The organism is Streptomyces sp. STAM6 (genome assembly GCF_054963715.1).
Genome location: NZ_JBUEFZ010000025.1, coordinates 17,810 through 36,640, shown reverse-complemented (window position 1 = coordinate 36,640; position 18,831 = coordinate 17,810). Strand labels below are relative to the sequence as shown.

Here is an 18,831-nt window from a genome sequence, read left to right as displayed (position 1 = left end):
AGCGTGAGACAAGGCGTGCCGCCCACGGATCCGTGCGGACCACGGCACCTGCCGACCGACGCCTCCGACTCGTCGAGTGAGGAACAGCAGGAATGCCGGAACGATCAGAAGACGCCTCACCGGCCTCCGGACCGGAGCAGGGGCACGCGGGCAGTGACCTGGGCCGGCGGGTGGCCGCACGGCGGACGCAGCTCGGACTCACCCGGGAGGACGTCGCGGCCCGCGCCGGTGCGGCCCCCGGCTACATCCAGTACGTGGAGGAGTGGACCTCCACGCCCGACATCGGCTTTCTCCTGCGCCTCGCCGACGCGCTGGAGACGACGCTGGACGAACTCGCCGGCGGACTCGCGGAACTTCCCCCCGGCATCGGACAAGCAGCCTACCGCCCGGAGTTCGTCGCCCTGTCCGAGCGGGAGTGCTGGGACCTTCTCGGCAGCCACGGTGTGGGCCGGGTGGCCGTCACCACCGGCGAAGGACCGGCCGTCCTGCCCGTCAACTACCTTGTCGCCGAGGGCCGGATCGCTTTCCGGACCGGGCCCGACTCCGCCCCGGCCGCCGCCGCCGGACACGAAGTCGCCTTCGAAGTGGACCGCATCGACGAAGCGTTCAGCCGCGGCTGGAGCGTCCTGGCCGTGGGCGAGGCACGCGCCGTCACCGAACCGGACGAGGAACGCCGCCTCGACGGCTTCGCCTACAGCCGGCCGTGGGCGGGCGGCGACCGCGGTGTCTGGATCGCTCTGACACCCGGCCGCGTGACCGGGCGCCGCATCATCGTGCACGCAGTATGACCGTGCCACGCCCGTACGTTCGGCGGGCCTATGAACCACATGTGACAAGGGGAAGCGGCCGAGTCGAGGAGCATCGGCATCCGCGGCCGCAGGCGGTGGGCGCTGTCGACCGTCGACCGTCCGCCAAGCGTGGTTGGCGGGGGCGCGGGCTCCCCGCCGGATCCGGTTCGGAGCTGCCGCCCTACCTGTCCGGTCTGCCCCTGGGAACGGCCCCGGACAGGCAAGGCACTCCCACTCTGCTCGGGACTACGCCCTTGACCTGCGCAGAAAGACTGCCACGCCATGTCGGCGCGGCCTCTATACATACGGTGTATACATGCTGTGTATAGTCCTCGGCATGTCAATCGGTCACACCCTTCTCGGACTCCTGGAGTCCGGACCCCGCCACCGTCACGACCTCACGCGCGCCTTCGACGACAAGATCGGCCACGACCGGCCGCCGCACTACGGACACGTCTGTTCACCGATGTCGCGGCTGCTGAGGCACGGCCTCGTCGAGGTCCACGGGATCGAGGCGGGAGGCGGCCCCGAGCGCAAGCGGTACGCGATCGCCGATGTCGGCGTCACCGATGTCGCCGAGTGGATCGCCACCCCCGAGAAGCCGGGGCCGTCCCTCCAGTCGACTCCCTGCACCAAACCCGTCCTCGCGCTGCTCACCGGCCGCGGCGCAGCCGAACCGCTCGACACCCGGCGCGCGGAACAGGCGGTGACCGCATGACCGCCGCCGGCTCCCTGCTCGCCGCCGAAGACCTGCGCAAGGCGTACGGGCCCACCACCGCGCTGGACGGCGCCGAGTTCTCCATCCACCCCGGTGAGGTCGTCGCCGTCATGGGCCCCTCCGGCTCCGGCAAGTCGACGCTGCTGCACTGCCTGGCCGGGATCGTCACCCCCGACTCGGGCACCATCACCTACGACGGACGAGAGCTGTCGGCGATGAACGACGCGGAGCGCAGCGCGCTGCGCCGCAGCCACTTCGGCTTCGTCTTCCAGTTCGGCCGGCTCGTGCCCGAGCTGACCTGCGCCGAGAACGTGGCACTGCCGCTACGGCTGAACGGCACCAAGCGCAAGGACGCCGAGCACGCCGCCCTGCGGTGGATGCAGCGCCTGGAGGTCGACGACCTCGCCGACAAGCGCCCCGGCGAGGTCTCCGGCGGCCAGGGCCAGCGCGTCGCCGTCGCCCGCTCCCTGGTCACCTGCCCGCGCGTGCTCTTCGCCGACGAACCGACCGGCGCCCTCGACTCCCTCAACGGCGAACGGGTGATGCGGCTGCTCACCGAGGCCGCCCGCTCCACGAACGCCGCCGTCGTCCTCGTCACCCACGAGACCCGGGTGGCCGCCCACTCCGACCGCGAGATCGTCGTACGCGACGGAAAATCCCGGGACATGGAGATGGCGGGATGAACGCGCAGACAGGCATACGCGGCTGGGTCCACGCTCTTCTCATGGGCGCCAAGTTCGCGATCAGCGACGGCCGCGAGGGCTGGACGCGCACCCTGCTCACCGGTGTCGGCGTCGGTCTGGGCGTGGCCCTGCTCCTGGTCACGACGGCGATTCCGAGTGCGCTGGGTGCCCGCGATCTGCGCGGGAGCGCCCGTAGCGTGCAGGAGGCGCCGTCGGGCGAAAAGGCGGGACACGACGCACTGCTCATGGGCGAGGCGGACACCCGTTTCGGCGGCCGGGACATATACGGCAGGCTGCTGATGCCGGAGGGCCCCGACGCGCCGCTGCCGCCGGGATTGGAGAAGTTCCCCGCCGACGGTGAGATGGCTGTCTCCCCGGCCCTGGACGAGCTGATGCGGTCGGACGAGGGGACGCTGCTGCGCGAGCGGCTGGACGCGAAGGTCACCGCGGTCATCGGCGACGAGGGCCTGCTCGGCCCCGGTGAACTCGCCTACTACGAAGGCAGCGACACGCTCGATCAGCTCGGCGGAAAGCTGGTCACCGGTTTCGGCAACCCCGCCGAACAGGCGACGCTCGATCCGGTCCTGGCCCTGCTGATCGTGCTGGTCTTCGTCGCCCTGCTCACGCCGGTCGCCGTCTTCATCGCCGCCGCGGTCCGCTTCGGTGGCGAACGCCGCGACCGCCGCCTCGCCGCGCTGCGTCTGGTCGGCGCTGACGCACGGATGACGCGCAGGATCGCGGCGGGCGAGGCCCTCGCCGGGGCACTGGCCGGGCTGGTCCTCGGGGCCGGGTTCTTCACCGCGGCACGCCAGTCGGCATCCGGGATCGAGCTGTACGCGATGACCGTCTTCCCCGGCGATCTCGACCCGTCCCCGGCGCTCGCCGCCCTGGTCGCACTGGCCGTACCCGCGGTCGCGGTCGCCGTGACGCTGCTGGCCATGCGCAGCGTCGTGATCGAGCCGCTGGGCGTGGTCCGCACCGCGAAGCCGTCGCGGCGACGGGTGTGGTGGCGGTTGCTGCTCCCCGTGGGAGGGCTCGGACTGCTCTACCCGATGATCGGCATGGGCAACGACAACGGGGGGTTCAGCCGCTGGCGGGTGAGCATGGGCGTGGTGATGCTGCTGGTCGGGATCACAGCGCTGCTGCCCTGGCTGGTCGAGACCGTCGTGGCACGGCTCGGCCGCGGTGGCGGAGTGTCCTGGCAACTGGCCGTGCGGCGGCTCCAGCTGAGCAGCGGCGCCGCGGCCCGGCTGGTCAACGGCATCGCCGTCGCGATCGCCGGCGCGATCGCGCTGCAGATGATGTTCACGGGCGTCGAGAGTATGTACACCAGGAGCACGGGCAACGACCCCTCGCGCGCCGCGATCTCCGCCTCCGCAGGCCCCGGCGACGCCGCCGCGGGCCGCGCCGACGCCATCGCCCGAGAGATCGGCGGAACCAAGGGGGTCGCCGAGGCGATCGCGCTGAGCGAGACCCACCTCGTCACCTCCCCGACGGACCGGACGACGACCGCCGATCTGACCATGGGCAGCTGCGACGCGCTGCGCGAGGTGGCGCACCTGCCCTCCTGCAAGGACGGCGACACGTTCGTGCTGCGCGGCGGCTGGGACGACGACTCCACCACGGCGGTGGCGAAACCGGGCCGGACGCTCTATGCCGTACACCTCGGCGGCAGCAGCGGCCACAGGCCGGTGGCCTGGACCCTGCCGGCATCCGCGAAGGTGGCCACGAGCCGCAGTGACCCCACCGGCCTGGAACGCAGCGGCATCCTCGCCACCACGAAGGCCGTGCCGAAGGGCCTCGGCCGGGAACAGGGAGCGGACATCTACATCCGGCTGGATCCGTCTGTGCCGCAGGCCGTCGAGAGGGCCAGGACGGCGTCCCGCAAGGCCGATCCGACGCTGTCCCTGATCCAGCTCCAGACCACCGAGCAGTCCAACCGCTTCGCGTCGATCCGCACCGGCCTGTTCATCGGAGCGACCTGTGTACTGCTGCTGATCGGGGGCAGTCTGCTGGTCTCCCAGCTGGAGCAGCTGCGCGAGCGCAAGAAGCTGCTCTCCGCACTGGTCGCCTTCGGCACCCCCCGCTCGACGCTGAGCCTGTCGGTGCTGTGGCAGACCGCCGTACCGGTCGCCGTCGGACTACTGCTCTCCTCGGCCGTGGGCGTCGCCCTCGGCGCGGTGCTGCTGAAGATGGTGGCCACCCGCGTGGTCGTCGACTGGACGTCGGTGATCGCGATGGCCGGGGCCGGCGCCGGGGTCGTCCTGCTGGTGACACTGCTCAGCCTGCCGCCGCTGTTGCGGCTGATGCGCCCGGGGGGCCTCCGCACGGAGTGACGCCGTCGGATTCCCGGTCGGTCACACCCGCTCCGGGAGGACCCGCCAGGGCCTCCCGGAGCGCGACCTCGTAAAGGCGATGAGCCGTCCCGCGAACCACGTCGCCTCCGGCCGCCCGCACCATCAGGCCGGATGCGCAGCCCTTGTCCCCATCAGCGGCAGGCGGCACCGACGGCGCGAAGCCCAAGTGCACAGGCCTCGCCTGGGACCGGAGGCCGCCCGACCCCCGCCCAAGCCGGATTCTCCGACGTCGACGCCTGCACCAAGCGCTCATGCACAGCATCGCCCCGCCCGGCCGACAGTGCACGGCTGACCCCGGGTTCCCGCGACTCGCGGACGGCGAGACCGGGGGTGAGGCCATGGCAGGCGGAGGCCGCGAGGTGGGGGAGGACAGGACACCAGGTGGGGACCGCGCCCCAGGGCTCGGCGCGGCCGTCAGTGGCCCCTGCTAGCTTTCGCGCATGGCGGATTTCACCAACAGGCGGCGGATCACAGCGGTGGCGCAGCTCACGCCCCTTCAGGCCGAGCAGGTGGCGCTTTGCGGTGCCGCTTACGACGACGAGGATCTCCCGGCCGACCGGCGCCTCTCCTCGGACCCCGAGGACGAGTCCGTGCTGAACTTCTGCGAGCTGTGGGACGTGGTGGCCGACGGGTCACCCGTCTACGAGGCCTGGTTCTACCAGTCGGACAGCGGGTCGATCTTTCTGGCCGGTACCACCGAGATGGTCGCCCAGATCATCCAGTGCGGCCTGGAGTGCGCCGACGAAGACCGCGAGCTGGAGCTCGGCACGGCAATGGTGAGGGCCGGCCTGCTCCCGCCGGGGGACTCGGAGTTCGAGCGGTTCCAACGAGCCGCCGACGCGACACCGTAAGACCTCGTGACCGGCGAACGGGGCGCACCGGCCTCGCCTGCTGCACCCCGTACCAGCAGACCTCCGAAGTCCCGCCATGCGCCACGCGGCGGCGCTCGCGGTCTCGTGAGCGTCCCGGGCCGCGGCGCCCGGGAGGGAACGCCGGGCCGGCCGCGACCCCGCGGTGACGCCCAACCCTGTTACGACCTCACTCAGACCGCCGGGCCGTCGACGGGGACGTCCAGCCGGTCGGCCACCGTCGTAAGGGCCCTGCCCAGGGGGAGGTTGATCCGGGTGAGCGCGTGCCGGTCGCCCCGGGTCGGATCCCGGTTGATGATCAATACCGGCTTTCCGGCCTGAGCCGCCTGGCGGACGAACCTGAGCCCGGACATCACCGTCAGCGAGGAGCCCAGGACCAGCAGCGAGGTCGCCCCATGGACCAGGGCGCGGCAGTGCTCGACCCGCCGCGGCGGAACCGCTTCCCCGAAGAACACCACATCCGGTTTGAGGACACCGCCGCACATCGAGCAGGGCAGCACACGGAATTGCGCCGCCTGTTCGTCGGTGAGGTCGGCGTCACCGTCCGGGTTCAATCCGGCGGCCACCGGTTCGAAGCCCGGATTGGCCGCCTCGAGCCGCCGGGCGAGCGCACGCCGCGAGGTGAAGGTGTCGCACGAAAGACAGACCACCCGCTCCAGGCTTCCGTGCAGTTCCACCACGCCCTCGCTGCCGGCGGCCTGGTGCAGCCCATCGACGTTCTGGGTGATCACACCGGACAGCAGGCCTCGTCGGCCGAACGCGGCGACAGCCCGGTGCCCGGCATTGGGCCGGGCACGTCGGAACGTGCGCCAGCCGAGGTGACCGCGCGCCCAGTAGCGGCGCCGCGCCTGAGCGCTGGCGGTGAATTCCTGGTAGGTCATCGGCGTGTGGCGGCTCAGGCTCCCGCCCTCTCCCCGATAGTCGGGGATGCCCGACTCCGTGGACATGCCCGCCCCGCTGAGCACCAGCACACCGCCCGTACTCAGCGCATCGGCGACCGGCTCCAGGTCCGTGGTGCCGGACAGCACGCCCTCGGTCTGGGTCCAGCTCAGCGTGGGACGCATGCGCATGCTGCCAGCCTACGTAAGTCGCACGCCACCGGCACGGGGTCGTGAGGCCCGGGGCGCGCCACGCCGGGCGACGCGGCTCCGCCGGTCACGGTGCCCCAGCGGCCGTTTCCGCCTCCGTCCCACGGAGGGTCTGCGCCCCTGACAGGCGGATTCCATCGGTGCACCGGAGGGTGGGCAGGGGCTGAGAACGGCTCGGAGCGCTCCCGTCACGTTCGCGCGGTTCGATGATCACGCTCTGTAGCAGGTGATGTGCGCTCCTTGTCCCGCCGTGACCGTCCGGCGTGTGGTGAGGGATCCGGCCTCCGGGAGCCGGGGGAGGGGGACGGCAGGGCGCGGACGTGGTCGGGTGACAGGTGGAGCTCGTAAGGCAGGCAGCAGTCGGAAGAGAGAGTTGCGACCGGCGTTCCGCAGGAGCAGAGCTGGTTCGGTCCACCGAAAGGAGTCGCCCCGCAACACGCGGCGGAGGCGTGCCGCGTCTCCAGCCCGAGGACGTCGCCCGGGTTGATCACGTTGCTCTGTCCAGGCTGCCTCAGATGGGGATCGGCGTGACGAGTGATCCCGGCCCGCTGGATACGCGCGGAAGGCCGCGTCGAACTCCTCGTCGGAGACGAGGAACGCGTGGCTCAACCGCCCGTGCAGGTCTGCAAGTCCAACCTGTCGATGACCGCGAGCACCAGCACGGAACACGCACCCCAGGCCGCCGTTGGGTGGGGGACGGGACGAAGCGCGTAGTGAGGAACGACGTCCGCAGCGCGCGAGGCTCATCGATTGGGTCGCTCCCCATGCTCCGGCGGTGAGCCAACGACACCTCGGGTTTCGATTAGCCTCCGGTCCGTGAGCGTTTTCACGATCGAGCCGTTGCTCCCGGACCGGACGCCGAAGCGGGGTGGCCGCTGGCGGGACCACCGGGACGTGATCGACGCGATCGCCTGCAAGTTCCAGACCGGAACGCGGTGGGTCCCACCTGCCGGAGAAGTACGGCAACTGGTGAGGGGTCGGCAACCGGCTGCGGATGTGGGCTGTCGACGGTACCTGGAGCGGTTGTTCACGGCGCTGGTGGCTCAGGCCGACGCCGACGAGGACCTGACCTGGGCGGTCTCGGTGGACTCCACGATGGTGCGTGCTCACCAGCACGCGGCCGGGGCCCGGAAGAGGGGGCCCGGCCGGCGAACCGGCCGATCATGCCATTGGCCGGTCCCGCGGTGGACGTAGCGGCCTGTGCGGTCCGCCGCCCAGATCCCCGGGGTGCCGTGCCCACCCGGAGGGTCCACTCCGAGCAGTGCCTGGTTGAGCGGCCCCTGGCCGGACAGAAGCTGCTGGTCAGGCTGAGGGGTCGACGGTTCTTCTGCGACTGACAGACATGCCGCGACGGGGTGTTCGTTGAGCAGGTCAGCGTGCTGAGTCAGCGGTATCGCCGCTCCCGCCTTGGGCTGCAGGGCTGGCTGCGCCAGGTCGCAGGCGGCCTGCTCGTCGGTAAGCGTGTGGGTCATGCCCAGGGTAGGACCGTTGCCGCGCTCGGCGAGGTCTACTTCCGCGACTCCGTCCGCCGCGCCCACGGCCCTGGGCCCATGAGCGGAGCGGCGCGCGGTGGAAAACTGTGTAGACCCCTCTGGTCGCACCCTTGGCAGATCGAGACCGGTTCGCGAGGGCGCGCATGGGGCAAGCGTTGGCGTCGACTTCAAGATCAAGTTAGGATTCGTGCTGGCTTGGATTCGACCAACTTTCCATTCTCATGTGGGGGATCAGATGAAACCTGTCAATTCCATTGTTGGACGGCGCATTGTTTCCGTGTTGGCCTTGGCGGTCACGGCGACGGCCCTAGCGTCTTCCCCCGCATCTGCTGATGCGGCAACGCAGATTATCAACATGAACAGCGGTAAGTGCCTTGAGGTCGCTGACTGGAGTACGGCCAATGGTGCCGCTGTTCGCCAGTGGACGTGTGGCAGCTTTCAGGCAAACCAGATGTGGTACGAGGTGAGCGCTGGTGACGGAACCGTCCAGATCGTAAATCAGCACAGCGGCAAGTGCCTTGAGATTGCAGACTGGAGCCAGGCCAACGGCGCCGTTGCGCGGCAATGGGCCTGTACGGGTGGGGCGAATCAGAAATGGATCCCCGCCTGGACTAGCAATGGAATTGCCTTCGTGAACGCCAACAGCGGCAAGGCCCTGGAGATTGCCGACTGGAGTCAAGCCAATGGCGCTATCGCCAGGCAATGGACGCCGGGTTGGCAGCCGAATGAAGCAATTCAGAAGAATCAGGCCTGGGGGCAGGTTGGGCCGTAAGGTTTGCCTCTGAGGGCTGTTCCGCGACCGCTGGTCAGTGAGCGTTTTCAGCGTTGCCTCTCCAGGGTGACGACAGCTTTGGCGATTCGGTCATGCGGTTCGGACCGATGCGGGATCTGCGGAAGATCTGCCAGGACTTGAGCCGTGCCATGCCGCGTCCGACCGGTGCCCTGGCTGCTGCCGGGGCCCGGTTGACGGTGCGCTGGGTGAGGGTGAGCTCGCCGCCCGGTGGCCGTTTGCATCCGATGGTGACCCAGGGTCCGGCGCCCTGGTAGGCGCGGTCGGCGAGGAGCGGGACGCCCTGGCGTTCGCAGATCCGGGTGATGCGGTGGGTGCGGGCTGCGGTCAGGTCGTGGGTGCGGCCCGGCAGCGTGGGAGAGATCCACAGCACCTCGCCAGCGGGATCGGTGAGGACCTGGATGTTCACGCCGTTCCGGTGGTGACGTACGCGTGGACGGTGCCGACGGATATCCCGAAGCCGGACGCGATCCGGGCGAGGGTGTCGTGGCGGCGCAGGTACGCCAGAGCGATGAGCGCCCGCTGGTGCGGTGGGAGTTTGCACCTGCGGCCACCCTCACGGGTGACGATGAGCATCGTGACCCACTCGACGAGGGCATGCCGAAGGTCGAGTGCGGCAGGATAGGGAACCAACAGGGCTGCTGTGCCGATGGGTTGAGACTTCGAACACCTCCCCCAACGGCACGGGAGCCTTGTGCGTTGCGGTCCTCACCTCGACCTGACGACGGCGACGGCATCTTCGACGAGACGATCTGGCTCCTCGTGCCCGACTCCGCCCACGAGTACTGCAACCTGCACGCGCAGACGAAGGAACGCGACGAGATCCTGGCGCGCCTGTGGGAGATGGGCGAGGACAAGCCCCCCGCACTGAGGGAGGCAGGGACGCGCGTCCTGCCGTGGGCCTTCGAGGAGGGGACGGGAGCTTTCCTGTACTGGCTGGTGCGACCCGGCCTGCACCCCGACCAGTGGACCGTCCTCTACAACGAGGGGCGCGGCCCCCTGTGGGAGCACCACGACATGGGGTGCCTCCCCTTCCTGCTGGCGGTGCTCACCGGAACGGCGCGAACGGAGTACTTCTCCTCCCTCTACGAGCTCACGCCGACGGAGCACCGTTTCGCGACCGCCGACCAGGCCCTCGGAGAGTGCCAGTGACCGCCGGCCATGGCTCCCTGGTGCCCTGCCCTTCACCGCGGCGTGCACACCCGCGTAGATCCCCCGACAATCGCGGGCAACCCCGGCCGCAGGAGTCCGAAGCCTGCACCGGGGAAAGCCACCTGTCCAGGCGTGGTCCGCGGGTGGCGCCGGGCATCGGAGGCTCGGGCCGCCGAGTGAGCGCGATGGAAGACCAAACGCCCGCCCGCGGGAGGCCGTTCGCCGGGGCGGGCACGGGCCGGCCGACAGCCCGGGGACGGGACGTGCCGGTGGAGAAGATCGCCGGGCGCGCCGATGGAGACGGGCGATGACGTCGAAAACACCGGGGCCGCATTCCTGGGGTAGCAGGGTCGTCGGCGATGGCGTGCCGGCACGTGGTGGGGGAGGCGTCCACCGGAGGTCTGGCGGCGGGGGCGAGTTCAGGGGCGCAGCGCGTAGCAGCGGAGGACGTCGAGGTCGGCTGTGCGGACTACGGACCATCCCGCGGTGAGCGTCTCGGCCTCCGTGCGCGTGATGCCGAGGTTCTTCGGGGGGCCGCTGTGCGCGCGGCGGCCGGCGATCTCGGTGACCACCCAGAAGATCCCGCCGGGAGCGAGGAGTCGTCGGGCGCGGTTGACGAAGTCCGCCTTGTCGTCCATCCACCGATAGACCAGACGGCAGGTGATGACCCCGTACGCCTGTTCCGGCAGGTCACCGGGATCGCAGGCGGTGATGTCCGGGCACCGCCACACCGGCCCGGGCCCGGTGGCGTCGTCGTCGGCGGCGGCAAGCGACACAGCGCTGCGAGAACAGTCCACGCCGGTCGTCCGGTACCCGAGCTCATGATGAAGATGCCGGACCAGGTTGCCGTCGCCGCATCCGATGTCGAGGGCCGGGCGGGCCCGGCCCGGACCGACGTGCTGGCGCAGCAGCCGGGTCTCGGTGCCGTCGAGCTGCCGGTAGCGGCGTCCTTCGGCCCAGAGGGGCTCCCAGTAGGTGGCGGTGGCCGTGGTCTCGGTGGTCATGTCGTTCCTTCGCGGCCAGGCGGTACAGTCCCAGGGGAGTGCGCGGGCGAAGGTCCCCCACAGATCGCTTTCCAGCGCGCTCTCAGCACAGGGTTCATTTTGCATGGCGCGGTCCAGGCGACCAGCGTGGTGGCGAAGCGGGGTCACCGCGGTCCGTCATGCACGGGGGTGCCGCCGAGCGGACGATCACATCACGGGCCTCGGCGGAGCCGGGCGATACACGGCAACCAGTCCCCTCGTCCGACCGCCTCGCCGCATCCACTGCCCCGGGACGAGGACGCCTCAGGCCGCGAGGCCGCTCGTAGGGGGAGGGGCCCCGTGGCTGTCGGATCGCCATCGACTGGTCCTCAGCCGCGTCGAATCAGGTCTTCGACCTGGAAGACGTGGTATTCGCCGTAGCCGAACCGTCCACCGACGGCCTCTTACAGGGCGTACTGCGCCTCGGACAGTGGTACGGACGGCACCACCAGCACGCGCAGGAGCAGCCGGAGTCCGAGGTCGGGATCGACCCTGGTGATGACCTGCTCCAGCGAGCGAGGACCGTCGTGGCGGGCACGGGACGCCAGCCGGGGCTGACCACCCTGTCCGCGCACAGCAGCATCGCCCCCCGCTCCCGGCGGCGCTTCCTCCCCCCGGGGCGCGTCCCTGCCACTCCGTGGTGACACGCAGAGTCATGTCCGGGGGGCCGGAAGGGCCCACCGGGGTGAAGATGCGGTGCCCAACTGGCAGTAAAGCCGGACTCTTCGTAAGTTCGAACACGTTCGGGCATATGCGCCCGGGAGACAATCCTCGAAGGAGGTGGGAGCTCATGGGCGACAACCCCGAAGAGTCCCCCGAGGAAGAAGTAGGCCGTTCGGCGCGGTCCGTCGAGGAGAAGGCGAAGCGAGCCGAGGAGAAGAAGGTCCGCAGTTCCCCTGACAAACGGGGACGATGACCATCCGCCTCGCCGCAGACGCGCTCCGCGACGCTCTCGGACCGTTCGATGAAGACGGGCGTTGCGGCGGTCGAATGGTGACGGACACCGCAGGCCTGCGGTGTGTCGACCCAGCACACCGCAGGCCGTTCCCCGAGAACACGCCCCGGTCGCCGCCTGCCCGCCGCCCAACGGTTCCGAGGCGCTGCGGGAGGTGCTGCGGCAGATCCTCGAGAGGCCCGTGACTACCTGGCGCTACCGCACCGGCCGGACCGAAGTCCGCCACCAGGGGCCCGTGACCCAGGGACTGGTGGGCGGCGTTCGGTCTCGGAGGCGGCGACAGCACCATCAGCGTCTTCGTCGGCCCCACCCTGCCCTTTACCCCGTCCGGGACCGGTTCCCCGCGCGGCTCCCCGCGGCAGTTGTGCCTGTGCCGGTTCGGGCCGGCTCGGCACGGCGCCCCCATCCGGCTCGACTCGATGCCGCACGACAGCGCGGCCCCGACGGCCTGTAGCGCCGGAGCCCTCCACTGCGGCACAAGGGGATCCTCCGGGGCACGCAATGGCCCGGTGCCATCCCGCCCTGGTGCCCCAGGCCGAGGCAGTAGCCCGAAGCGTCTCGCGGGATCAGCTCCGCCACAGCCTCAAGGCGTTCGACCTCTGTCCCGGACGGGGGTGCCACGCCTGTCACGAGATCCACGGCCGTGCTACGCGCCGTGACCTGCCACTCCCACCGTCACACCACAGGAGGAACCTCATGCCCAAGGGACTGTCGATCCACATCGGTCTCAATGAGATCGACCAGACCAAGTACGGCGTCAAGGCAGAGCTCAAGAATCCCGAGAACGACGCGGCCTGCATGACCGAGCTCGCCAGGAACAACAGGTTCGACGTCGTCGCCACCCTGCTCACCAAGGACGCAACGGCCGAGAAGGTGACGGCCGCGCTGAAGGAAGCCGCCTCGCAACTCTCGGCCGGAGACATGCTCCTGCTCACCTACGCCGGGCACGGCGCACAGGTCCCGGACAAGAACAGCGACGAGCCCGACCGGCGCGACGAGACCTGGGTGCTGTACGACCGCCAGCTGATCGACGACGAACTGTACGCGCTCTTCGACACCTTCGCGGAGGACGTACGGATCCTGGTGCTCTCCGACAGCTGTCACAGCGGCACGGTGGCACGGGACCTCTCCCTCTTCCTCGACTCCTCGGAACTGCAGCGCAGCTTCGACACCAGTGAGCCGAACGAGGTCCGCGCCCGCGTGCGGGCCCTCCCGCAGGACGTGCAGTTCCGCAACTACCAGCGGGATCAGGAACTCTACGACGAGATCCAGCGATCACTGCCCGCTCTGGACCAGCAGGAGATCAAGGCCGACGTGCTGCTGATCTCCGGATGCCAGGACAACCAGACGTCCAGCGACGGCACCGGCACCAACGGGCTGTTCACCGAGACCCTGCTGAAGACCTGGAGAAACGGTGCCTTCCAGGGCACGTACCACACCCTGCACCGGCAGATCGTGGACCAGATGCCCTTCTACCAGACCCCCAACCTGTTCCAGTCGGGCAAGTGCACTCCGGGCTTCGTCGCCCGGGCGCCCTTCGCCGTCTAGGGGGTGTTCCGGATGTAGCGTCGTCCGCCCGGAGGGCGGGGCCGGGGGTGTCTGGTGCGTGCGATCGCAAGGCGGAGAGCGCAGCGGGCTGCGCCGACGACCGACAACGCCGCGAGCGTGCGTGCCGGACGTTCCCGGCCGGACGGGACTTTCGAAGCACGCCATAGACCGTACACCGGGGCGCGGGGAGCATCCTCGGACCTCCTCGCGCTCCGGCGTCCTCACTGTCGGCCAGGCGCCGAGTGCTGCCGGGCCGGCGCAACAGCCGCTGTCGCCGTTCGGTGCCGCACGGGCCCGTCCGGCCGGGCGCCGGCCCGAGCGGCGCTGAACGCGATCACGGTCCGACACGTCCAGGCCGACCCGGGCACGCGCAGTCTCCGGTGGCCCCGGGGCACCGTGCGTGGGCACGCCGACCGCCCCAGCCGGGGCCGGCTCTTGTACGGGTCAGGCGGCCGCTGCGCCATGGTGCGTCTCGCTGTCGGCCAGGAGCGCTGCCCGGCGGACCGAGCTGGTGGATGCTGCCAGCAGGGGCATGCGAACGGCCGGGCTGGGAATGCGTCCCTGCGCGTGCAGCACTCCCTTGATCACGGTGGGGTTCGGCTCGTCGAAGAGCGCGGCGGACAGCCGGGCCAGCTCGGCTCCGAGCCTGCGGGCGGGTGCGGCGGAGCCGCGGCTCCACAGGGCGACCAGCTCCGCATAGGAGGCGGTGCGGACATTCGCCGACGCGACGATTCCACCATGGGCGCCCGCCCCGAGGAGTGGTGACAGGACGATGTCGTCGCCGCCCAGCACGGCGAAGCCGGGCAGGGGGCAGCCGAGCAACTCCACTGTGGTCGCGTCGATCGCGCCGGTCGCGTGCTTGACGCCGACGATTCCTGGCAGACGGCCGAGTGCGGAGAGTGTGCCGGCGCTGAGCGTCTGACCGGTGCGATAGGGGATGTCGTACACGATCAGGGGTATGCCACCGTGCTCGGCCAAAGCCGTGAAATGCGCCAGTGTCCCCGCTTCACCGGGCCGGATGTAGGGCGGCGCGGGAACCAGCGCCGCGGCGACCACACCCGTGGCCGCCAGCTCACGCAGCGACTCGATGGCGGTCGCGGTGTCATTGGTGCCGACCCCCACGATCAGCGGGGCGTCGTGTGCCCGGCAGGCGGCCGAGCAGATGCGCACCACGGTCTGCTTCTCCTCCGCGGTCAGTGTGGCCGATTCCGCGGTGGTGCCGAGGGCTACGAGCCCGGAGGCGCCGGCCGACAGGGCCTCGTCGGCGAGTCGGGCCAGCGCGTCGGGGGCCAGGCGCAGGTCGTCGGTGAACGGGGTCACCAAGGGGACGTACAGGCCGTTGAACATCGGGTTGGGCTTCATGGACCCACTCTCGCTCAGGCTGACCCGGTAGATCCATTTCTGATTTCTGTCTTTATGCCTAAGCTCAGCTTATGCTCGATGTTCGTCGTCTCTACCTGCTTCGCGAGCTGGACCGGCGGGGCACGATCGCGGCCGTGGCCGAGGCGCTGTCGTTCACGGCGTCCGCCGTGTCCCAGCAACTGGGCGTGCTGGAACGAGAAGCAGGCGTGGCCCTGCTGGAACGCAGCGGCAGGAGGGTGGTGCTCACGCCCGCGGGCCGGTCCCTCGTCGCTCATGCCGACGCCGTGCTGCAGCGTCTTGAGCTGGCGGTGTCCGAGCTGGCCGGCGCGCGAGAGGGTATCGGCGGGCCGCTACGCATCGGGACCTTCCCCTCCGCCGGACACACCATCGTGCCCGCCGCGCTGGCCGAGCTGACCCAACGGCATCCCGCGCTGGAACCGATGGTGCAAGAGATCGACTCCGCGCGTGTTTCCGACGGTCTCAGGGCCGGCGAACTGGACGTCGCCCTCGTCCACGACTATGACTTCGTACCGGCGTCGCCGGACACCACGGTGGACGAGGTGCCCCTGCTGGAGGAACCGATGTACCTCGTCACGAGCACCGGGACAAGGACCGTCAGCGGCGGTGACACGCTGGCGGAGCTGCTCGGACCCTGTGCCGAGGTCCCGTGGATCACCGCACGGGACGGCACGACCGGTCACGCGATGGCCGTGCGCGCATGCCAGGCAGCGGGGTTCCAGCCGAGGATTCGCCACCAGGTCAACGACTTCCGAACCGTGCTGGCCCTGTCTGCCAGTGGGCAAGGGGCAGGACTCGTGCCCCAAATGGCCACCGGGCCAAGCCCGGCCGGAGTGGTCCTGACCAGGTTGCCGTTGTTCCGCCGCTCGAAGGTCGCGTTTCGGGCGGGCGGCGGTGCTCATCCCGCGATCGCCGCGTTCGTGGCCGCGGCCAAGGCAGCGGTGGAGCGTCTGAGCGATCCCGCGTAGGGCTGGTGGCGCACCGGACGGTGGTGATGTCGCCGCGCGCTCCGGCAGCCGACCCGGGGAACGCGGCGGCACGGTCACCGGACCGGCCCCGCCCACACGCCACCCCGAAGAAGACGGTCAGCCCGCGTTGCGTACCCCGAGAATGTACGTCGCGGTGAGCGCAATGACGCGGTCCTCGTCGTGCGTCAGATCCACGAGGGCACGTGACGCCGCGATTCCCGGGATGTCCGCCAGCGCCTGCGTCAGCCGACGGCGCGCAGGCGACCCGAGGGTTTCCTGGGCGAGGCAATGAACGAGCCTGGTGGCGATCACGTCCGCCACAGGGGGACAGCTCGCCAATGCGCTCAGTGCATCGGCCGCATCGGCGTCGCTCACATCCTCGACGATCATGTCGATGAGTGTCGGAATCGCGTCGTCCACCCCATCCACTCCATCCGCTCCATCCGCGCCATGCGCCCCCTGCGCTCCGAGTGCCAGAGCCGCATATCTGCGGACCACGATGTCGGGGTCCGCGAGGGCTTCCCGCAGCAGTTCGGTCGCCTCACGGCTCGGAATCTCGGCGATGGACTGGACGGCACGTTTCCGTACGTCGGCTTCCCGTGAACCGAGGCCCTGTGCCAACAGCGCCAGGGCGCCGTCGCCCGCCCGCGTCAGGGCCCACCTGAGGGCTCCGGCGACGCTCGGGTCGGTCTCGCTCAACGCTGCCTCGACCAGAGCCTCCACTGGCACCGGGACCGTTTGAACGGAGGACAGGGCCGCGCGCTGGCGCTTGCCGGCGCTCTCCGAGCCCAGCGCTTGGAGGAGCGCGGTGATCTGGAGGACGTCCTCCCAGCCGGCGGGTTCCGCGGCGTCGATTCGACTGAGTCGGGTGAGCAACTCCATCTCGGCCGTGATGCGTTCTCGTGTCTGGCGGATGAGGTCGCCGACGAGCTGCGAGGGCCTGAAGTCGGGATCATCCAGCGCGGACCCCACCTCACGCAGTGACAGCCCCAACGACCGCAGGCTTTCGACATGGAAGATCCGCCGGATGTCGTCGCTGGAGTACTCCCGATAGCCGGACCCGGTGCGCCCCGTCGGCCGTACCAGTCCGAGCGACTCGTAGTGCCTGAGCATACGGGCGCTGACCCCGGACTGGCGTGCCACATCACCGATCAACACCGCGTATCACTTCTCCTGGCTCGTGGTGCCGAGAGCCACGACGCGCTTCGCCTCCTCGATCGCGAACTCGAATCCGATGTCCGGGTCGCGCAACAGCCGTTCCGTGGCGATCGCGTGTGCGCGAACGTGAGGGTTGGGATCCTTCGTCGCAGCACGCAGCGTGGGCACCATACTCTCACCGAGTGCGATCAGCGCACGGCTGAGGCTCAACTGCGTCGCGCGCTCGCCGCGGCCGAGCTGTGTCGACAACACCGCGGCCAGTTCGGACTCTTCGCTTTCGGGTACGAGCACGACCGCTGCCCGCCAAGCGCTGCGGGCCACCTCGTCGTCGGGGTCGGACAGAAGCGCGGGTGTGATCGCCGGCCACGCCCGCCGATCCCCGATCTTGGACAGCGTGTGCAACGCCTGGCTTCGTGCCTGCGCACGCTCCGAGCGGACTTCGCCGAGGAGCTCTGGAACCGTCATTGACGCCGGGTGGCGGGTGAGTGCCCATGTGAGCATCTCACGCACGTGGAAATCGGGTTCGATCGCGCATCGTCCGACGAGCTTGCCGATGAAGCGCGGGTCAGGGGTCGTGCCGATTGCCAGCGCGGCCCGCAGTCGCACCGATGAGCGACTGTCCTCCAGTGCCTGGAGAGCCCGAATGGTGTCCGTGTCATGTGTCGGCATGGTCATGGGGACCACCTCCTCGGCGACAGTGAAGACCTTGTCACTGTGTCAAGGTCAAGCGAAGTCGCGCCGCTGGGGCCCCCGTGCGCCCTCCGCCCACTGAGTTCGGCGCCATGGGGCCGGAAGCTCCGTGGGTCGCGAGCCGAGCGGGAGCCGGCTCACCCGCCGCCCACACGATGTGTTCGCCGGAGTTCCTCGCGGGCCGCCCACAGGATCGTCGTCGCACACGTCGCGGCTCGGAGCTCAATCGTCCCGCTGCGAGCCACGTTCGAAGCAGTGCGAGCGGCCGATGGCCGTGAAGCCACGGCGCTCGTACCAGTGTCGTGGCCAGTCCGCCGCATCGGCGGTCAGGAACCGGGTACTGCACCCACCGTCGGCGGCCAGGCGCAAGGCGGTGCTCACGACGGCATCGGCGTAACCGCGCCTGAGGTGCGCCTCCGAGGTGATCAGATCCTCGATCTGGGCCATGCCGGTCGCCGGGTCCAGGTAGAGGTCGGCCCAGGAGGCCACCTCGCCCTCCTCGCTGCGGGCACCGAGGAAGCGAACGACGTCGGCCCCGCGGCGGCGGGCTTCACGCCGGTCGACGAGGTGGTGGAGGACCTCGTCATCGACGTCCGGAAGGAGGCTCCGCCATCGCCGGGTGAGGGGGACACGTATCGCGTCGAGATCCACCTCCTCCGCGGAGCCACCGGCCGGCACGGGGCCTGTGTGCAGCATGACCAGATGGACGGAGTGGCTGTACCCGGCCCGGACCAGAGGCTCTGCGCACGCCGTCCCGACTTCGTCGTCAAGGACGGAGATCATACGGTGCGGCAGGTGCCGCAATGCCTCCTCCGCGACGGCGGGCAGCAGCTCGGAGTCAACGGTCGTGTCGATGATGACCTGATTGTTCGCGCGGGAATGTACGAAGGCTTCGTCGTATACGGCGAACCCGCCCGGAAGGTCGACCGTGCGCGCCGCCTGTCGGCGGGCGAAGGCCGAGACGAAGACGTTGATCCGCTGCATCACCGAAGGCATGCGGGGAGCCTATGCGGCGCTGAACCAGGGCCGCCCCCCAAATACCGCGGAGGGACACTCCGGGAATACCGCGGAGGGACACTCCGGGCTCCTTGGGCGCCCACCTTTTCGGCAGCCCGCGGCGGTCGGTCAGCGCTCACCGGTCGCCCGGGCGTGTCACGAGGCAGGCGGTCAGC

The 18,831-nt window shown here is 70.0% G+C and carries 16 protein-coding genes and 2 pseudogenes; 10 read left to right on the top strand and 8 right to left on the bottom strand.

Features of this window, described 5'->3' with window-relative positions; genetic code table 11:
* Window positions 1-92: 92 nt before the first annotated feature.
* The 5 genes and pseudogenes from ACY34K_RS24950 (at window position 93) to ACY34K_RS24930 (ending at window position 5,397) form a co-directional block, all read left to right on the top strand.
* Complete coding sequence (locus ACY34K_RS24950; RefSeq protein WP_462750854.1) at window positions 93-788, top strand: helix-turn-helix domain-containing protein; 696 nt, start codon at window positions 93-95, stop codon at window positions 786-788.
* Window positions 789-1,125: 337 nt separating this feature from the next.
* Window positions 1,126-1,488, top strand: a pseudogene (locus tag ACY34K_RS24945) (PadR family transcriptional regulator); the annotation flags it as partial.
* 14 nt (window positions 1,489-1,502) lie between these two features.
* Complete coding sequence (locus tag ACY34K_RS24940) at window positions 1,503-2,189, top strand: ABC transporter ATP-binding protein (protein WP_462750852.1); 687 nt, start codon at window positions 1,503-1,505, stop codon at window positions 2,187-2,189.
* Window positions 2,186-4,525 (top strand): ABC transporter permease, encoded by a 2,340-nt coding sequence (locus ACY34K_RS24935; RefSeq protein WP_462750850.1) that lies wholly within the window; start codon window positions 2,186-2,188, stop codon window positions 4,523-4,525. Before ACY34K_RS24940 ends, ACY34K_RS24935 begins: the two co-directional genes overlap by 4 nt.
* A 461-nt stretch (window positions 4,526-4,986) precedes the next feature.
* Complete coding sequence (locus tag ACY34K_RS24930; protein WP_462750848.1) at window positions 4,987-5,397, top strand: hypothetical protein; 411 nt, start codon at window positions 4,987-4,989, stop codon at window positions 5,395-5,397.
* 191 nt (window positions 5,398-5,588) lie between these two features.
* On the opposite strand, the gene ACY34K_RS24925 is transcribed toward ACY34K_RS24930, so the two are convergent.
* A complete protein-coding gene (locus tag ACY34K_RS24925; RefSeq protein ID WP_462750846.1) occupies window positions 5,589-6,485 on the bottom strand; it encodes an NAD-dependent protein deacetylase in 897 nt (298 codons plus the stop codon).
* A 1,734-nt stretch (window positions 6,486-8,219) separates the two neighbouring features.
* Here ACY34K_RS24925 and ACY34K_RS24920 point away from each other — a divergent pair.
* The gene (locus ACY34K_RS24920; protein WP_462750844.1) at window positions 8,220-8,768 is read left to right on the top strand and encodes an RICIN domain-containing protein; all 549 of its coding nucleotides are present in this window, start codon (window positions 8,220-8,222) and stop codon (window positions 8,766-8,768) included.
* Between the two features lie 47 nt (window positions 8,769-8,815).
* Here the strand turns inward: ACY34K_RS24920 and ACY34K_RS24915 are convergent.
* Window positions 8,816-9,419, bottom strand: a pseudogene (locus ACY34K_RS24915) (transposase).
* A gap of 66 nt (window positions 9,420-9,485) precedes the next feature.
* On the opposite strand from ACY34K_RS24915, the gene ACY34K_RS24910 reads away from it, so the two are divergent.
* A complete protein-coding gene (locus ACY34K_RS24910; RefSeq protein WP_462750842.1) occupies window positions 9,486-9,938 on the top strand; it encodes a hypothetical protein in 453 nt (150 codons plus the stop codon).
* 419 nt (window positions 9,939-10,357) lie between these two features.
* On the opposite strand, the gene ACY34K_RS24905 is transcribed toward ACY34K_RS24910, so the two are convergent.
* The gene (locus tag ACY34K_RS24905; RefSeq protein ID WP_462750840.1) at window positions 10,358-10,942 is read right to left on the bottom strand and encodes a methyltransferase; all 585 of its coding nucleotides are present in this window, start codon (window positions 10,940-10,942) and stop codon (window positions 10,358-10,360) included.
* 422 nt (window positions 10,943-11,364) lie between these two features.
* Window positions 11,365-11,535, bottom strand: coding sequence for a hypothetical protein (locus ACY34K_RS24900; RefSeq protein WP_462750838.1), 171 nt, complete (start codon window positions 11,533-11,535; stop codon window positions 11,365-11,367).
* A gap of 215 nt (window positions 11,536-11,750) precedes the next feature.
* On the opposite strand from ACY34K_RS24900, the gene ACY34K_RS24895 reads away from it, so the two are divergent.
* Both ACY34K_RS24895 and ACY34K_RS24890 read left to right on the top strand, forming a co-directional pair.
* Window positions 11,751-11,876 carry a hypothetical protein gene (locus ACY34K_RS24895; protein ID WP_462750836.1) on the top strand — a complete coding sequence of 42 codons (126 nt, stop codon included), beginning with the start codon at window positions 11,751-11,753 and terminating at the stop codon, window positions 11,874-11,876.
* A gap of 735 nt (window positions 11,877-12,611) precedes the next feature.
* Complete coding sequence (locus tag ACY34K_RS24890; RefSeq protein WP_462750834.1) at window positions 12,612-13,463, top strand: caspase family protein; 852 nt, start codon at window positions 12,612-12,614, stop codon at window positions 13,461-13,463.
* Between the two features lie 444 nt (window positions 13,464-13,907).
* On the opposite strand, the gene ACY34K_RS24885 is transcribed toward ACY34K_RS24890, so the two are convergent.
* Window positions 13,908-14,825, bottom strand: coding sequence for a 4-hydroxy-tetrahydrodipicolinate synthase family protein (locus tag ACY34K_RS24885; protein WP_462750832.1), 918 nt, complete (start codon window positions 14,823-14,825; stop codon window positions 13,908-13,910).
* A gap of 71 nt (window positions 14,826-14,896) precedes the next feature.
* On the opposite strand from ACY34K_RS24885, the gene ACY34K_RS24880 reads away from it, so the two are divergent.
* The gene (locus ACY34K_RS24880; RefSeq protein WP_462750830.1) at window positions 14,897-15,811 is read left to right on the top strand and encodes a LysR family transcriptional regulator; all 915 of its coding nucleotides are present in this window, start codon (window positions 14,897-14,899) and stop codon (window positions 15,809-15,811) included.
* A gap of 117 nt (window positions 15,812-15,928) precedes the next feature.
* Here ACY34K_RS24880 and ACY34K_RS24875 read toward each other — a convergent pair whose 3' ends face one another.
* The 3 genes from ACY34K_RS24875 to ACY34K_RS24865 all read right to left on the bottom strand — a co-directional run bounded on the left by ACY34K_RS24875 (window position 15,929) and on the right by ACY34K_RS24865 (window position 18,655).
* Window positions 15,929-16,969, bottom strand: coding sequence for a MerR family transcriptional regulator (locus ACY34K_RS24875; protein WP_462750828.1), 1,041 nt, complete (start codon window positions 16,967-16,969; stop codon window positions 15,929-15,931).
* 6 nt (window positions 16,970-16,975) lie between these two features.
* Window positions 16,976-17,644 carry a HEAT repeat domain-containing protein gene (locus ACY34K_RS24870; protein WP_462750826.1) on the bottom strand — a complete coding sequence of 223 codons (669 nt, stop codon included), beginning with the start codon at window positions 17,642-17,644 and terminating at the stop codon, window positions 16,976-16,978.
* 237 nt (window positions 17,645-17,881) lie between these two features.
* Complete coding sequence (locus tag ACY34K_RS24865; RefSeq protein ID WP_462750824.1) at window positions 17,882-18,655, bottom strand: GNAT family N-acetyltransferase; 774 nt, start codon at window positions 18,653-18,655, stop codon at window positions 17,882-17,884.
* Window positions 18,656-18,831: the final 176 nt, after the last annotated feature.

Coding starts and splice junctions, on each gene's coding strand:
- ACY34K_RS24950 (WP_462750854.1), top strand. CDS start 93: ATGCCGGAACGATCAGAAGACGCCTCACCGGCCTCCGGACCGGAGCAG.
- ACY34K_RS24940 (WP_462750852.1), top strand. CDS start 1,503: ATGACCGCCGCCGGCTCCCTGCTCGCCGCCGAAGACCTGCGCAAGGCG.
- ACY34K_RS24935 (WP_462750850.1), top strand. CDS start 2,186: ATGAACGCGCAGACAGGCATACGCGGCTGGGTCCACGCTCTTCTCATG.
- ACY34K_RS24930 (WP_462750848.1), top strand. CDS start 4,987: ATGGCGGATTTCACCAACAGGCGGCGGATCACAGCGGTGGCGCAGCTC.
- ACY34K_RS24925 (WP_462750846.1), bottom strand. CDS start 6,485: ATGCGCATGCGTCCCACGCTGAGCTGGACCCAGACCGAGGGCGTGCTG.
- ACY34K_RS24905 (WP_462750840.1), bottom strand. CDS start 10,942: ATGACCACCGAGACCACGGCCACCGCCACCTACTGGGAGCCCCTCTGG.
- ACY34K_RS24895 (WP_462750836.1), top strand. CDS start 11,751: ATGGGCGACAACCCCGAAGAGTCCCCCGAGGAAGAAGTAGGCCGTTCG.
- ACY34K_RS24890 (WP_462750834.1), top strand. CDS start 12,612: ATGCCCAAGGGACTGTCGATCCACATCGGTCTCAATGAGATCGACCAG.
- ACY34K_RS24885 (WP_462750832.1), bottom strand. CDS start 14,825: ATGAAGCCCAACCCGATGTTCAACGGCCTGTACGTCCCCTTGGTGACC.
- ACY34K_RS24880 (WP_462750830.1), top strand. CDS start 14,897: ATGCTCGATGTTCGTCGTCTCTACCTGCTTCGCGAGCTGGACCGGCGG.
- ACY34K_RS24870 (WP_462750826.1), bottom strand. CDS start 17,644: ATGACCATGCCGACACATGACACGGACACCATTCGGGCTCTCCAGGCA.
- ACY34K_RS24865 (WP_462750824.1), bottom strand. CDS start 18,655: ATGCCTTCGGTGATGCAGCGGATCAACGTCTTCGTCTCGGCCTTCGCC.